Genomic DNA, 15,229 nt, shown 5'->3' on the forward strand with positions numbered 1-15,229 from the left:
GACACCTCATGAATATGCCCGCATTCGCAGACTCCCTGCATCCGATCGCCTGGCCGGAAGGCTTCAAGGCCGCCGCATCGTTCACTTTCGACGTGGACGCCGAATCCTGCACCATCGCCCACGACCCCACCAGCACCCGACGGATGTCGCTCATGAGCCACCAGTCCTACGGTCCGAGGATCGCCGTGCCGCGGTTGCTGCAGATCCTGGACCGCCAGGACATCAAGGCCACGTTCTTTATCCCCGGGTTTACGGCGGAGAGCTACCCGGACATCGTCCGCCGGATCGCCGACGGCGGCCACGAAATCGCCCACCACGGATACCTGCACGAGCCCATGCAAGGCATCGACGCCGCAACGGAAGCCAGTTACCTCGACCGCGGACTGGAGGCACTGGACAAGGTTGCCGGAGTCCGACCCCTCGGCTATCGGGCTCCCTGGTGGGAGCTCAACTGGCACACCCCGGCACTGCTGGCGGACCGCGGCTTCCTCTACGATTCGAGCCTGCTCGACGGCGACGCCCCCTACCGCCTGGCCGTCGCCGATGGTGGCGCCCGGGACGGCAGTGGCTCCCCGGACGACAGTGACTCTCGGGACATCGTAGAGATTCCCGTCGACTGGGCACTCGACGACTGGGAGCAATACGGCTTCTACCCTGGTGTCACCGGCAGCGGTGTGATCGAGAGCCCTGCCAAGGCCCTGGAAATGTGGACGCTTGAAGCCGAGGCCCACCATGCCCAGGGCAGTTGCTTCGTCTTGACCAACCACCCGTTCATCTCCGGAAGGCCGTCCAGGGCAGTCGCGTTGGAGCAATTGATCGAGCGGGTGAAAGGTCTCGACGGCATGTGGGTCACCACCCTCGCTGAGATCGCTGCCCACACCAAGGCCTCAGTCCAGGAGATCCACACTCTCGCAAGGATCGACGTACCGCTGTTCCCCGGAGCCGGGGCGACGTTCCGCCCGGCCCAGGTCAAGGTTCCGGCGCTCGGCTAGACGGATCAACGCAGTGCGGAACGCCACGCAGCCGCGCACGAACACCCGATGCCAACCACCCTTCACCTCGATGCCCCGTCTGGCATCGGGGTGAAGCGGTCCACCGTTGCCAGAGGGACGGCCTCCTGGAAGTAACCGGGAAGTGGTGGGGATATGGAGGTGTACCGGTGGCCGGTGGGTGTCTGTATTTCGAAGGTCCGGCCGGGCTGGCCGGACAGGACTGTTTGCTTTCGCTGGGTGGACTGGCCGACCCTGCGTGGCTGAAGCGACTGCCTCGCACCACCCGCCGGGGCTGCGCCACCCGCCGGAGCTGTCAGGTCCACCTTGTGCGCATCGTGGAGTTGCTTGGTGTTCCAGCCGGGGTTTTCTTTGGTGTGGTTGCATGCTTCGCACAGCCCTGCGCCGTTGGCCAGAGTGGTTTTTCCGCCGGAGTGCCAGGGCAGGACGTGGTCGTAGTGGCGGATGGGCGCGTCACAGTACGGTGTGCGACACGTGTCATCACGGGTCTGAATAAACCTGCGCATCCCCTTGGGGAACAGCCTGGCCTTGGAATCAGTGGCCAGCAGCTCGTTGGTCCCCGGCGCCGTGTACAGCCGCCGGATCCACACGTCGAAATCGGACTGGAGCCCTGAGTCATCACCGGCAACAGGCTCACTCGCGGCAGCCACGCCCAGTTGCTGGGTCGCGGCCTGCGCGGCACCTGCAGCCCTGCCGCCGGCTGCTTCCTGCCAGTCGCCGGCAGTCCTACCGCCGATCGCTTCGTGTCCGGCATGCCCGGCTGGCCCGGGTGGCCGGTCGGTCCCATTGCTGGCTTCCCGCCCGGCGTGGGTGGCCGGGTCGCCGCCCGTCTCCCGCCCGGCGCGGGTGGCCGGGTCGCTGCCCGTCTCCTGCCCGGCGCGTGTTCCCGGGCCGTTGCCGGGGCCGTGCTTGACCAGCTCCCTGGCCCAGCCGGCCGGGACGATGCCGTAACCCTTCAACCTCGCCGGTTCACTATCACCCTGCAACAAGGTCCGGTCAGTCATCACCAGTTCCAAGTGCACCCCGGCGGCACCGCCCGGGGTGCCGGTGAGCCGCTCCACCAAAGTATCGGCCATCATCTGCCCCTTGGACCGGGCATCACCTTGAGAACGGGCCGTCCCCGCAACCCGGGTCAGCGCCGCATACGCCGCCACCCCCTGCGCCACAGGCAACAACGCCGTCAAATACGTCATCGTGTCCGGCGCCGGACGCAACCCCACAGTCCGCTCATTCACCGCATACGCCGCCCGCCGCGTCACCGACCCCGGGTCCCGCCGATACGCCGCAGCCTTCACCGCGGCCACAATCCGCCGGTCCCCGGCACCCTCGAACGTACCCGTATCCGCAGCCAACTCCTCATCCACCGCGCACCGGTCCTCCACCGACAAACACGCCGTTTCCCGCACCAACAACGTCGCCCGCCACTCATTCAACTGCCCGGACTCCAACGCCGCCAACGTCCGCGGCATCTCCCCCACCAACGCCTTCGCCAACCCCAATAACCGGGCCCCCTTGTTCGGGGACTCCCGACGCGCCAACGCCACCTGCGCCCCCACACCCCTACCCCGCTCCGCAACCGGCACGCCCGCCGCGGCCTGCTCCCTGCGTTGGGACACATCAAACGCCACAGCCACCCTCGCCTGCGCCGCCACCACCGCCGACTTCAAATCCTCCAAACCCCGCAACAAACCCACCAACACCCCACTGTCACCCGCAGGCTCCAGCGCACCCACTACAGCAATCAAATTCGCAACAGAAACCAGATCCCCGCCGGCGGAAGACACCTCACAATCAGGAACAGCAGGCTGCGACGAACCGGCCCCAGCGACCGGAGACACGGAAGCGGAAGGCCCAGGGGCGAGGGCAGCAGCACCGCCCGCAGCGGCACGAACGCCACCACCCAAATGCCCCGAAATCCCGTCCATGCACCGACTCTTCCAGCGCAGGAACGCCGGAATAAGACCCCAACTGGCCTATGTGGAAAACACCGACGAATCAGCCGCAAACCCCAACAACGGCTTTGGGATCCGAGGATAAATCAGGTCACCGCATTGACCCACACGCCGATCACCCACGTAGTTGCCGCTGCGCAGGCCAGGGCGAACTCCACCAGGATGCCGATGCCCGTCGCTCTGAGGGCAGCAACGCTCGATCGGACCGCCGAGCGGAAGTCCCGGGTCCGGGCAACTTCACTCAACAACAGGCCAAGCGCGAAGCCGACAAACAGTCCCACAACAGGAATGACGAACATCCCCACGACGCCCACAATCACGCCCACCAGGACAGATCGGTTGGGAATCCCGTGCTGCTTCAGCTTGCGTCCGGTCAACACGGCACTGGCCGCCATCCCCGCGACGACAAACACCAGTCCGATGCCGAACACCACCCAACCCACAACACCAGCACCACCCCAAAGGGCCCACGCCAGCAGGCTCAACCCGATAAGGATGCTCCCGGGCAGGATGGGGATGATGACCCCGGCGACACCCACGGCTATGGCCAAGCCGCAGAGGATGGTCACGATCAGTTCGGCGTTCATGGCCCCAGTCTAGGGAAGCATCACGCCCGCCCGGGCAACAGCGGGAGCCCACGCCCGCCCGGGCAACAGCGGGAACGCAGGCGCCCGCCCGGGCAACACCGGGAACGCAGGCGCCCGCCCGGGCAACAGCGGGAGCCCAGGCCCGCCCGGGCAACAGCGGGAGCCCAGGCCCGCCCGGGCAACGGCGGGAGCCCAGGCCCGCCCGGCCGCATCGCGGCACCCGACGCGGCGCACCCAAGGCCTCCCAGGCTTGCATGGCAACTCCATACACACCCAGAGAAGTCTTGTATGAACAACTCCAACCAGCGAGCGTCGATCAGCACGCCGACAGAACGCAAGCCCAAAGAAAACTGGAGATTAACTTGCCACAAACTTGTATATACAACATGCGATTTTGCTTGATTGTCCGGGACTCCTCGCGGCAGGGTAGGAGGCGTACCCCCGGCGGCGACCGTCGCCGGCCACCCACCTGCACTTGGAGAAGCCTTGGACAACGTCCACCCCTTCCGCCCCTTCCGCACCGCCATGGCAACGGCCGCACTCACCCTGGCAGCCGCCGTCGTACTGCCCCCAGCGGCAACCGCAGCACCAGCCGAAGCACCCCACGCAAACACGGCCGGCGCGTACGACGGGCTTCCCGATGGAAGCCAACGCAAGAAGACACTGGTCATCGGACTCGACGGCGCAGCAATCGCGAAGTTTCCGCCTGCCGGGATGCCCAACGTCCAAGGGCTCATGGATTCCGGCATGACCGCCACCAGCAACCTCTTCGCCAACCCCATGGCTCCCACGGTGTCGGGAGCGGGTTGGTCCAGCATCGCCACGGGCGTCTGGCCGGACAAGCACAACGTGGTGGACAACAACTTCACCGCACCCAACTACGCCCAGTACCCGGATTACCTGAGCCGCCTGGAGACCGCCAGGTCCAACGCCTCGACGCTGGTGGTGGGCACATGGTCCCCCATCCCACAGAAGGTCTTCGGCGAGAAGGTGGATCTCCGGATTGCCGGTGGAAACGACGCCGGAACCACCGCGAAGGCCGTGGACTACCTCGCCAACGGCAACCCGGACAGCACGTTCATCCACCTGGACGAGGTTGACGGCGCCGGCCATTCCTACGGGACCGAGCGGCCCGAGTATGCCGCCGCTCTGCGCACGGCGGACGGCCAGGTGGGCGAAATCCTCAACGCAGTGAAGAGCCGGCCAACGTACAAGTCCGAGGAGTGGTTGATCGTGGTCACGGCGGACCACGGCCACACCCCCACGGGTGGCCATGGCGGCAGCACCCCTGCCGAACGGCAGACGTTCGTGATCGCCCAAGGCAAAGGCATCCGGGCCGGAAGCACCCGGAACGATGTGAAGATCACGGACATCGCGCCCACCGTGCTCAAGCACTCAGGTGTTGCGACCGAGCAGGACTGGAACCTGGACGGGCAGGCCATCGCAGACCTCCAGGCCGACGACTTCGATCAGCTCCGGGACCGGCTCCAAACGCGCGTGGATGAAACGGCGCCCGGCGCCGACGTGAAGGGCTGGACCACCACCGCTCCCCAAGGTTGGACCATAGACAACTCCGCCATGCCGGCCGGTGGCGTCACCGAGTGGCGCGGCTGGTCCTTTGCCACGGACGAGTTCTGGAGCAACACCGACCGCAACCAGGGGCGGGAGACCAGTGTCCGCAACCGCAACGTTTTCGCCGTCGCGGATTCGGACGAGTGGGATGACAAGGCGCACGCACCAGGGCAGTTCGATTCCACCCTGATCAGCCCCGAATACAAGGTCAAGGGCGGCAAGACCGCAACCCTTTCCTTCGCCTCCAACTACAGGATCGACGGACCCCAGAGCGGCGAAGTGTTCATCGGTTTCGACAGCGGCCCCCGTCGGTTGGTGAAGCAATACACCGCCAACTTCAACGGCTTCGAGAGGCTGGCAGTCGAGGTGCCCAAGGGAGCGAAGAGGGCGCAGCTCAGCTTCCGTTACACCGGAACCAACAGCGCCTTCTGGACGGTGGACCAGGTAACCCTGGACTGCTGACGGTTCATTCGGGAACCAGGTCACGGCCGGAAACCAAGAACGACGGCGACGCCCCCGGAAAGGGAGCGTCGCCGTCGTCGGTCTTGCGTAGGTGAGCGCTACTCGGTCACGGCTGCGGCAACTGCCGCGGTAACGGCGGGTGCCACGCGGGCATCCAGGGGGCTCGGGACGATGTAGTCCGCAGAGAGATCCTCCGCGGCCAGCTCGGCGATGGCACGGGCAGCCGCGATCTTCATCTCCGAAGTGATGCGGCGGGCGCCGGCATCCAGTGCACCGCGGAAGATACCCGGGAAGGCCAGAACGTTGTTGATCTGGTTGGGGAAGTCGCTGCGGCCGGTGGCAACAACGGCCGCGTGCTTGCGGGCGACCTCGGGCAGGACCTCGGGGTCAGGGTTGGAGAGCGCGAAGACAATCGACTGATCGTTCATCAGCTTCAGGTGCTCTTCGGCGAGCTTCGAGGAGGAAACGCCAACGAAGACGTCTGCACCGGTGAGGGCCTCGGCGGGTCCGCCGGTAACGCCGCGGGGGTTGGTGCGCTGGGCGAAGCGGGCCTTGACGCTGCCGGAGTCGGCAACCAGGTCCGCCCGGTCCGCGCTGATGACGCCCTTGGAATCGAGCAGGATGACGTCCTCGACGCCCACAGCCAGGAGAATCTCGGCGATCGCGATGCCTGCCGCACCGGCGCCGGAAACAACAACCTTCAGGCCCTCGATGGCGCGGTTGGTCACCTTGGCGGCATTTGTCAGGGCTGCAAGGACTACGACGGCGGTGCCGTGCTGGTCATCGTGCATGACCGGGACGTCCAGGGCCTCGATGAGCCGCTCTTCGAGTTCGAAGCAGCGCGGTGCCGAGATGTCCTCGAGGTTCACGGCTCCGAAGCTCGGGCGGAGGCGGACCAGGGTCTCAATGATCTCGTCAACGTCGGTGGTGTTGAGCACCAGCGGGATGGAGTCGAGGTCGCCGAAGGTCTTGAAGAGAGCGGACTTGCCCTCCATGACCGGCAGGGAGGCGCTGGGGCCGATGTTGCCCAGGCCCAGGACTGCGGTGCCGTCGCTGACCACCACGACCAGGCGCTCGGCCCAGGTGTGGGTGCGGGCAAGCTTGGGGTCGGCGTGGATGGCGCGGCTGACCTGTGCAACGCCGGGGGTGTACGCGATGGAAAGGTCGCGCTTGTCGTTCAGGGGTACCGTGCTGGAAACGGTCAGCTTGCCGCCCTCGTGGGCTTTGAAGATTTCCTCTTCGGTAAGGACCAGGTTCTCAGTGGCTTCAGTTGTCTCAATGGACACGTCTTTGTCTCCTCAGGCTAGCCGTGGACCCACGGCGTGGTGAATGGCAGGAACAGAACTGCGGTTCGGGCCAAGGGTGGCTGGCCCGGCGGTGAGTCTGCAGGTATGGGCTGCTAGCCGCTTCGGTATTTCCAGCCTAGGCAAGCTACAGGGGTACAAGATTCAATACCTAAAGAGACGATTCGAGAGTAAAACGTTCAACCAACCAAATATGTGATTCATCTCACGCCAAAACAGGCCATTTTGACACCCATCGGTCTAGACCACCACCCAGGCTGCAGTTCTCATGAGGTCCAGGGCCGCCGACCGTGAGGCAGAATGACGTCCGTGGCCAAACGCATAATGGTTCCAACTTCCCGAGGCCCGGTGGAGATAGCCACCGTGCCAGGAAACCAGCCCTACGTCCTCTTCTTCCCTGGCGGGCACTGCTCCGCCGTGAGCGACTGCGGTTGGAGCTTCTACACGGATCGCGGCCTCGGAGTCCTCTCCTTCTCGCGGCCCGGCTACGGCGCCACCGACGTCGGTGACCTCACCGCAAGCGAGTTCGCGCCCTTGGTGCGGGAAGTGTGCCTCGACCAAGGGATTACCAACCCTGTGGTGGTTGGTGTGTCCTTCGGAGGACTCCAGGCGATGGCAGTTGCCGGCGACCACGGCGTCCAGGCCCAGCGCCTGGTCCTGCACAGCTGCGCCCCATCCACGCTGCCGTATCCGGACTCGCGCGCGGAGACCCTGATGGGGCCGGTGGTTTTCTCGCCGTGGGTGGAACGGATCACGTGGGCACTGGTCCGCACGGACATCGGCCTTGGGCTGATGATGGCCCAGTTGTCCCGCCTGCCGCGCCGCACGCTGGTGGAATTGGATTCGCCCTCCCACCTGCTGTGGATTGGGACCGGCAAAGAGAAGGCCGCGCAGGCCATCCGGCAGTTCCTTAGCCGCTGACCACCGGCGGGCCAGTCACTCTCCGGTCAGCAGGCTGCAGGCCTTCTTGAGGTCCTTCTCGGCTTCGAAGAGGGACAGCCTCCGGCAGCGGACGGCCTGGACCAGGCCGCTCACCAGATGCAACAGGATGCGTGCCTTCACCGGGTCCTTGCCGGAATCCTCGCTCAGGGACCCGACCACTTCCTGGGACAGGGAATCGATCTCGCGCAGCAACTGGGCGGTATCCGTGTCCTTGCCCGCAGGGCGGATGAGGCAGTGTTCAACTCCGGGCTGCATGACGCGCAGGTGGAAAATCTCCATCATGAGGCCCGCCAGTTGGCCCTTGCCCCGGCGTTGCCGGACGCCGTCGCGCAGTTCCCGCAACTGCTGCCGGTACACGGCCAGCATGAGGTGCGCCGTAGAGGGAAAGTAGCGGTACAGGGTGCCGAGGGGCACATCAGCCCGCGCCGCGACATCGGACAGGCTCAGCGTATCGAACTGGCGCTGCGCGAACCCGGCCGCGGTCTTCAGGATGCGGGCATAGCGCAACAACTGCCGCGGAGTGGTAGGCGCGGCAGCCATGCGGGGCAGCCCTGTTGTCAGATCCAGGGAGTACGGTTCCAGTGAATTTGCTGCAGACATCTCCGGCGATCTCTTGGGAAGCTGGCAAGGAAGCGGCCGGTCGAGGATGGAACCCACGGCTGGCCGATCGGATCAATGATACGGGAGCAAAATGACCGTTTCCTGAATGCCGCCGCGAACAAGGCTTACGCAGCGTTCCAAGGATTCCCCCAAGCGTGCCCCTAAACTTCAGTGAGGTTTCAAGTCTGCACACGGGAGGAACACAGATGGGGAACGTACGACGGCGGGTGGCGGCAACGCTGACGGGCGCCGCATTGGCGGCCATGGCACTTAGTCCCCTGCCGGCGTCGGCCGCGCCCAGCAACGGACCCGATCCCGTGGTCAACGGCCAACCGTTCGTGGGCAAGACGCTGACCACGGACATCGGGCCTTACACGTTCTACGGTTGCGGCGGCGGCAAGGGCCCGGACTTCAGCATCTACTGGACCCGTGACGGCTTCCTCGTGGCAGGGGAAACGGGCAGGAACTACGTGCTGCAGCAGGACGACGCCGGCTCAAGGATGGCTGCGCACCTGACCGCCAGCAAGACCGCGTGCTCCGGGGAAACCCTCCACAGCAACGAGACCGCGCCCGTGGGATCCGTCAACCGCGCAGCCGGGTTCACTGGGCGGTCCTTCGAACTCCTGACCCGCGGATCCGACGGTTCGCTGTCTCTTTTCGGCCGCACCGGAAACGCCTGGAACGCTCCCCGGACCGTGGGCTGGGGCTGGAACATCTTCACCCTCGTCTTCTCCCCCGGCGACTTCAACGGCGACGGTAAGACGGATGTAATTGCCCGCGACTCTGCAGGCACTTTGTACCTCTACGCGGGTGACGGAACCGGGGGTTGGAAGCCCGGACAGACCATCGGCAAGGGCTGGAACATCTTCGACTCCATCGTCAGCCCTGGAGACTTCAACGGCGACGGCACCAACGACATTCTGGCGCGCGAACCGGGCGGTGCCCTCTATCTGTACCCCGGAAATGGTTCCGGTGGCTGGTTGCCGCGAACCGCCGTCGGGCAGGGCTGGCAGGTGATGGACGCGCTCCTGACACCCGGCGATTTCAACGGCGACAGCAAAGTGGACATCCTGGCGCGTGACCGCAGCGGCTACTTGTACTTCTACGGCGGAAACGGCGCCGGCGGCTGGACGCGCTCTTGGTTGATCGGCGTCGGCTGGAACACGTTGAAGGCTGCGGGGGCGGCCGGCGACTTCGACAAGGACGGCAATCCGGACGTCTACGGCGTGGACCAACAGGGCCGGTTGATGGTCTATTACAGCGATGGCAGGACCGGGTGGCGCGGCTCGGAAGTGGCCGGTAACGTATGGGGCGCCTTCACAGCAATCTTCTAGGTATATCCCAGCCGCGGTACCATTAACCGCATAAAGTCTGGGGAGGACACCATGTACGCTTCATCACGCCCGACGTCCGGCGTGCGCCGAGCGCTATCCGGAATCGCTGCCGCAATCGTCGCGGCAGCCACCTTCGCACCCGCACCCGCCATGGCAACCATGGACCCCGACCAGCCGGTGGTGCACGGCGCACCGTTCGTCGGGTCGACCCTCACGGTCGAGATCGAGCAGGGCTCGTTCAGCGGTTGCGGTGCGGCCGCCGGACCCGACTACAGCATCTACTGGACCCGCGATGGAGTCCTTTCTTCGAGGCAGTGGCCGAACTACGTGGTGACCGAAGCGGACCGCGGAGCAACCATCGCAGCCCACCTCGTGGCCAGCCAAAATGGTTGCGAGCCCGTGGAGGTCTCCAGCGAGGAAACAGCGCCCGTCTCCGCTTCCCACCGCGCCAACGGTTTCACCGGGCGGAGCGCTTTCGAGCTGCTGGCCCGCCGCTCCGACGGCACACTCATGATGTACCCACGGATCAACAGCGCCTGGGAATCGGCCCGCACCGTAGGACCCGGCTGGAACGGCTTCACCACCGTCCTGTCCCCAGGCGACTTCAGCGGCGACGGAACCAACGACATCCTGGCCCGCGACTCCTCCGGCCGGCTTTTCCTCTACGAAGGAACGGGCGACGGCGGTTTCCGCGCCGGCCGCCAGATCGGGAGCGGCTGGAACGGGTTCACGTCCATCGTCTCCCCGGGCGACTTCAACGGCGACGGGAGCAACGACGTCCTGGCCCGTGATTCGTCCGGAAACCTGTACCTGTACCCCGGCAACGGCACCGGCGGCTGGTTGAACCGCTCCCTCGTGGGCACCGGCTGGAACGTCCTCAACCAGATCATCACGCCCGGCGACTTCAATGGCGACGACAACGTGGACATCCTGGCCCGCGACACCTCTGGCAACCTCCGCCTCTACAAGGGCAACGGCAGCGGCGGGTGGAGCGGATCGGCCACCATCGGTTGGGGCTGGGGCAGCCTGTCCAACATCGCCGCCGCCGGCGACATCGACAGCAACGGCAACATGGACGTCTTCGCGGTGGACGGCTCCGGACAACTGCTGGCCTACTACGGCGACGGCGACGGCGGCTGGAACGGTTCCGGCGCCATCGGCTGGGGCTGGGGCGGGTTCAACGCAGTTTTCTAAGCCGATTTCGGTTGCTTTTCGGGCTTGACTTGTCTTTCCCGTGAAATTTTGCCAGCGAATTCCCAGCTTTCTCATTCCTCCATGTACTCTCTAGTCACTTACACCCGCCGGTTGTCTGTGGCCGGCCTGAATTGGGGGAACCATGGGGAGCACTCCTGTGCGCTTTCTGTCTGCGTCTACGCCTGTCCGCACGCTTCTTGCCGGGATGGTTATTGCCCTGGTGGCCATGCTGTTGACCCCGGCCGTGCCGGCCCACGCTGCAGCGCCGGTCCTCTCGAGTTTCGCCCGCACCTCAGCTGCAACCGTCGACGCCGGCGCCCCGGTCAGCTTCGCGTTCACGACGTCCGTCGCGGTCAAGCGCGTTGAAGTAAGCCTTCACAGCGCTGCCGGGACACATACTCTCGCTTGGACATCTGCCGCGGGCGGCAAGAGTGGAACGGTCAGCGGAGTCGCTTCGGCTTCGTCATGGCCCAACGGATCCATTGAGGTCAGCTTTGTCCAAGTGATCACCACAGCGGGGGCGTCCCAGGTCTACTACCGCGGAGGCAGCGTCTACCCGCCGGGAACGGGCACGTCTCCGTTCGGTGACCCGGCTGCCCAGGACTTCAAAATCAAGAACCCGCTGCTTCCGTATGCAGCGCCCGTTCCTACTGCCTTGACGCCAGTGAAGGCCAGCTTTGTTCCCGGCCAAAACGCCCAGGTCCAGGTAAAACTCTCACAACTGGCCCAAGATGTCCGGCTGATCTACCGCGATGCTTCCGAGATCACCACCTTTGAGCTTGCGTGGACAGGCAACCCAGCACCCGGTCCTTTGACCGTTGTTGCGAGCGGTGCCGTTACCGCAGCGCAGGCCTCCGGTGCCTACACGCTGGATCGAGTGGTTGTCAGTTACTTCGATGGCCGGGCCAAGGACACCTATCTCCGCGACGGCACCCTCGAACGGACTGCCCCGGTTCCAGTGGGTTCCGTGGCACGAGCTGCTCTTTCCACGGGCGACTTCGCCGTTAACAACCCGGCGAAAGTTCTTAAAAAGCTCTCCTACTCGGTTGCTCCGAGTATCCAGGGTGAGCTTGTCTACAACACCACACTCTCGATCAACCGGGGAACATGGCCAGGCGAACCCACCTTCTCTGACTTCCAGTGGTACCGCAACGGAACGCCCATTGACTACGCCCACGCCGATACCTACCAGTCCAACATGACAACGGACCCCGGGAACCTGGTGTGGGTGAAGATGACCGTCCGCGCCCCGGGGTATCTGCCGACGAGCGCTGCGACGACCGTCTTCGGGCCCATGCCGCGCCGTGTCTGGGTCGGCAACCTGCGGATCACCGGTGATGCCAGCGTGGGAGGCCGTCTTTGGCTTGACCACGGCCCGGCAGGGGTGGACCCGGAGGGTGGACAGCCTTCCTACACGTACGTTTGGAAGCGCAATGGGACTCCCATCCCGGGCGCAACATCGCGGGACTACCGGCCGTCCCTGGCTGATAAGGGCAAGATCATCACGGCCGGAGTGACAGCACGGTTTGACGCCGGATCGGTTGCCACTGAGGTAGTGGACCTCGTCGGCCCCCTGGCGGACAAGACCCGGGGCAAGGGGTTCAATGCTGACGGCACCGGTGACATCTTTGCCCGTGACGGAGCAGGGAACCTTTGGCTTTATCCCAGTAACGGGTCCGGCGGCTGGCTGCCGGCACAGCGAATCGGCCAAGGCTGGAACACCTTCAACTCGCTGTTTTCACCGGGCGACTGGGACGGCGACGGCAATGTAGACGTCATGGCCAGGGATGGCGCAGGCAGGCTCTTCCTGTATCAGGGCAACGGTCAGGGTGGCTGGCTCCGCTCCTACCAGGTTGGCCAGGGCTGGGGTTCCATGAAGGACATAGTGGCGCCTGGTGACTTCAACAACGACGGCACGGCCGACCTGATCACACGCGACGCGTCCAACATCATGTGGGTGTACCCCGGCAATGGCCGCGGCGGCTTCCTGACCCCTTACGTGCTCAGCCGAGGCTACCAAGAGGGAGGCTGGCAAGAATTCAATGCCTTCGTTTCACCCGATTCGCGCATCATCTTTGCGCGGGACGGCCAAGGCAACCTGCGTATGTACAACGGCGCGGGCAACGGCTACTTCTACGACAACGCTTGGACGCCAAACGCCTTCAGCTCCTATGCAGGCTACGGCTGGGAAGGATTCAGCAGAATCGGAGCACCAGGCGATTTCGACAGTGACGGAGTGCCTGAAGTCTACGGAATACATCCCGACGGGCGGCTCACCATGTTCTACGGACTGGGTCACGTAGCCCTCAAGCGCCAGGCAACCATCGGTTGGGGCTGGGGCGGATTTACGTCGGTCTTCTAGGCCATGGCTGCAACGACACAACATGACACGGGGGACACCTTGACCACTACCCATGCTGCGGGCCGCCGGCCCCAGCCTCTCCTGCTCCGAGCCCTTTCCGTCCTGATGGGACTCACCCTGGCTGGCGTCATGCTGGCCTCGGTGCCCCTAATGGCAGCGGAACCATCCTCAGCAGCGGAACCACAGGCTCCAAAGTTGACATGGGTTCAGCGCCTGTCTGCCGCGACGCTAGCCCCCGGAGCCAAAGTGCAGCTCACGTTCAAGTTGGCCGAGCGGGCGCAACGCGTCGAATTCAATTACAGGGATGGGTCCCGGGTCACAGAACACAAGGTTGTGTGGACAGGAACGCCGGCAGCAGGGCCCCTGACTGCCAGCGCAACCCTGACGCTGCCCGCCGACGTGTTCCACGGGTCCCACACTCTTCAAAGCGTCTTCGTCACGTACAGCGACGGTGAATGGCGGCGGGAGGTGGCCTACTACCGCGGGAGCACCAATACTTATCCCTTCCCCGTCGCTTGGGAATCGCTGGATTTTACGGTGAACAATCCCACAAGAGTGCTGGCCCCGAACTCCGCCGAGACGCCGCCATCGCTCACCATTGCGGAATCCAGCTACTCCTCGCCACAGTATGAAGTCCGCCACGGCACCTGGGCCGCACCGCCGTCGGACTACGATTACGAGTGGTTCCGCGACGGCGTTCTTGAGAACTCGGGGTGGTTTGAAGTCCCCCGGAGCGTAGCCGGAACGGGTTCGGGCCTGACCCTCAAGCTGACAGCGTTCGCAGCAGGGCATTTGCCGGAAACGGTCGAGACCAAGCCGTTTTACCTGGTCAGCGCTTCTAACCCCGCGGTCTCGGGGTACCCGATGGTCAAAGGCACAGTAAAGGCCAGTTTTGACGCCTCCACGATCAAGGGCCTTCCTGCTGGAGCCAAACCGACATTCAGTTATCAATGGCTCCTGAACAACTCGGAGCCAATCCCGGGCGCCACGAGGGCCAGCTATTCCCCGAAGCCGTCGGACGCAGGGAAACCGCTCGGCGTCGCGGTCATCATTCGCTACGCAGGCAGCATCGTCGGCCTCCTCACCAGCCCCGGTTCTTCAACCGTGGTCAGATACCAGTCCATGCTCCGCGACTTCGATGGTGACTCCAGGCCCGATGTACTGACGAGGAAGCCGAACGGGACTCTGACGCTCTTCTCCGGCGGCACCGACGGCACGTTTGCCAGCGGCAGCAAGGACATCGGATGGGGATGGGCCAACTTCACTGCGCTGCTGTCTCCCGGTGACTTCGACGGTGACGGGAACATGGACGTCATGGCCCGGGACAAGTCCGGACAGTTGTCGCTTTACCGGGGCAACGGAAAAGGTGGCTGGCTTGGCTCTTCCGTGGTTGGAACGGGTTGGGCAGGTTTCACGGAAATCATCCCTGCCAGCGACTTCAATGGTGACGGGACCAGCGATGTCCTTGCCCGGGATACGCAGGGGCGTCTTTTCCTCTACCCCGGCAATGGCCGTGGTGGCTGGCTGCCTTCCTCGCAGGTAGGACAGGGCTGGAACGGCTTCAACAGGGTCTTCAGCCCGGGTGACTTCAGCGGCGATGGCGTCTCCGACCTGCTGGCCCGCGGCACCGACGGCAGCCTCCATGCGTACTACCCCAACGGCACAGGCGGCTGGGCGGGGTCCAGAACGTTGATGGGCAACTACTCGTCAAGCCGCTACATGGGCGGTTTGGGCGGGTTCAACACTTCGGACCCATACAACTACTTCTTCAGCGTCACGGACCAAGGCGTCTTCAGGACAGAGCAAATGGGCTCCGAACTTTACAGCTACTACCGCCAAACACAAGATCCCGGCAGCGGTTGGGGCTACCTGACGGCAGTGTTCTGATCTTGCGTGAGTACACGAATTCA

The 15,229-nt window shown here is 64.7% G+C and carries 11 protein-coding genes; 7 read left to right on the plus strand and 4 right to left on the minus strand.

The genetic code is table 11. The features are described from left to right. Positions 1-8 precede the first annotated feature (8 nt). Complete coding sequence (locus tag ACIPV6_RS07455) at positions 9-992, plus strand: polysaccharide deacetylase (RefSeq protein WP_400270264.1); 984 nt, start codon at positions 9-11, stop codon at positions 990-992. A 62-nt stretch (positions 993-1,054) separates the two neighbouring features. Here the strand turns inward: ACIPV6_RS07455 and ACIPV6_RS07460 are convergent, their stop codons facing one another. Beyond that, a complete protein-coding gene (locus tag ACIPV6_RS07460; RefSeq protein WP_400270265.1) occupies positions 1,055-2,935 on the minus strand; it encodes an HNH endonuclease in 1,881 nt (626 codons plus the stop codon). A 113-nt stretch (positions 2,936-3,048) separates the two neighbouring features. Then, positions 3,049-3,549, minus strand: coding sequence for a DUF456 domain-containing protein (locus tag ACIPV6_RS07465; RefSeq protein ID WP_400270266.1), 501 nt, complete (start codon positions 3,547-3,549; stop codon positions 3,049-3,051). Between the two features lie 486 nt (positions 3,550-4,035). Between ACIPV6_RS07465 and ACIPV6_RS07470 the strand changes: the two genes are divergently transcribed. After that, positions 4,036-5,583, plus strand: a complete 1,548-nt coding sequence (locus ACIPV6_RS07470; RefSeq protein WP_400270267.1) for an alkaline phosphatase family protein — start codon at positions 4,036-4,038, stop codon at positions 5,581-5,583. A gap of 98 nt (positions 5,584-5,681) precedes the next feature. Here the strand turns inward: ACIPV6_RS07470 and ACIPV6_RS07475 are convergent, their stop codons facing one another. Beyond that, entirely contained in the window at positions 5,682-6,869 is a 1,188-nt protein-coding gene (locus ACIPV6_RS07475) for an NADP-dependent malic enzyme (RefSeq protein ID WP_400270268.1), read from the minus strand. Between the two features lie 381 nt (positions 6,870-7,250). On the opposite strand from ACIPV6_RS07475, the gene ACIPV6_RS07480 reads away from it, so the two are divergent. After that, positions 7,251-7,808: an alpha/beta fold hydrolase gene (locus ACIPV6_RS07480; RefSeq protein ID WP_400270269.1), complete on the plus strand. Its 558-nt coding sequence runs from the start codon at positions 7,251-7,253 to the stop codon at positions 7,806-7,808. 15 nt (positions 7,809-7,823) lie between these two features. Here ACIPV6_RS07480 and ACIPV6_RS07485 read toward each other — a convergent pair whose 3' ends face one another. Further along, on the minus strand, positions 7,824-8,429 hold the full coding sequence (locus ACIPV6_RS07485) for a TetR/AcrR family transcriptional regulator (protein ID WP_397324630.1): 606 nt from the start codon (positions 8,427-8,429) through the stop codon (positions 7,824-7,826). A gap of 206 nt (positions 8,430-8,635) precedes the next feature. Here ACIPV6_RS07485 and ACIPV6_RS07490 point away from each other — a divergent pair, with 206 nt between their 5' ends. The 4 genes from ACIPV6_RS07490 to ACIPV6_RS07505 all read left to right on the plus strand — a co-directional run bounded on the left by ACIPV6_RS07490 (position 8,636) and on the right by ACIPV6_RS07505 (position 15,206). Next, complete coding sequence (locus tag ACIPV6_RS07490; RefSeq protein WP_400270270.1) at positions 8,636-9,763, plus strand: FG-GAP repeat domain-containing protein; 1,128 nt, start codon at positions 8,636-8,638, stop codon at positions 9,761-9,763. A gap of 51 nt (positions 9,764-9,814) precedes the next feature. Continuing rightward, on the plus strand, positions 9,815-10,957 hold the full coding sequence (locus ACIPV6_RS07495; RefSeq protein WP_400270271.1) for an FG-GAP repeat domain-containing protein: 1,143 nt from the start codon (positions 9,815-9,817) through the stop codon (positions 10,955-10,957). Between the two features lie 157 nt (positions 10,958-11,114). Further along, positions 11,115-13,319 carry an FG-GAP repeat domain-containing protein gene (locus ACIPV6_RS07500; RefSeq protein WP_400270272.1) on the plus strand — a complete coding sequence of 735 codons (2,205 nt, stop codon included), beginning with the start codon at positions 11,115-11,117 and terminating at the stop codon, positions 13,317-13,319. A gap of 39 nt (positions 13,320-13,358) precedes the next feature. Continuing rightward, the gene (locus ACIPV6_RS07505; RefSeq protein ID WP_400270273.1) at positions 13,359-15,206 is read left to right on the plus strand and encodes an FG-GAP repeat domain-containing protein; all 1,848 of its coding nucleotides are present in this window, start codon (positions 13,359-13,361) and stop codon (positions 15,204-15,206) included. The last annotated feature ends 23 nt before the right edge of the window (positions 15,207-15,229 follow it).

It is taken from the genome of Paenarthrobacter sp. NPDC089988 (assembly GCF_044748465.1).
In the GTDB taxonomy this organism is placed as follows: Bacteria; Actinomycetota; Actinomycetes; order Actinomycetales; family Micrococcaceae; genus Arthrobacter.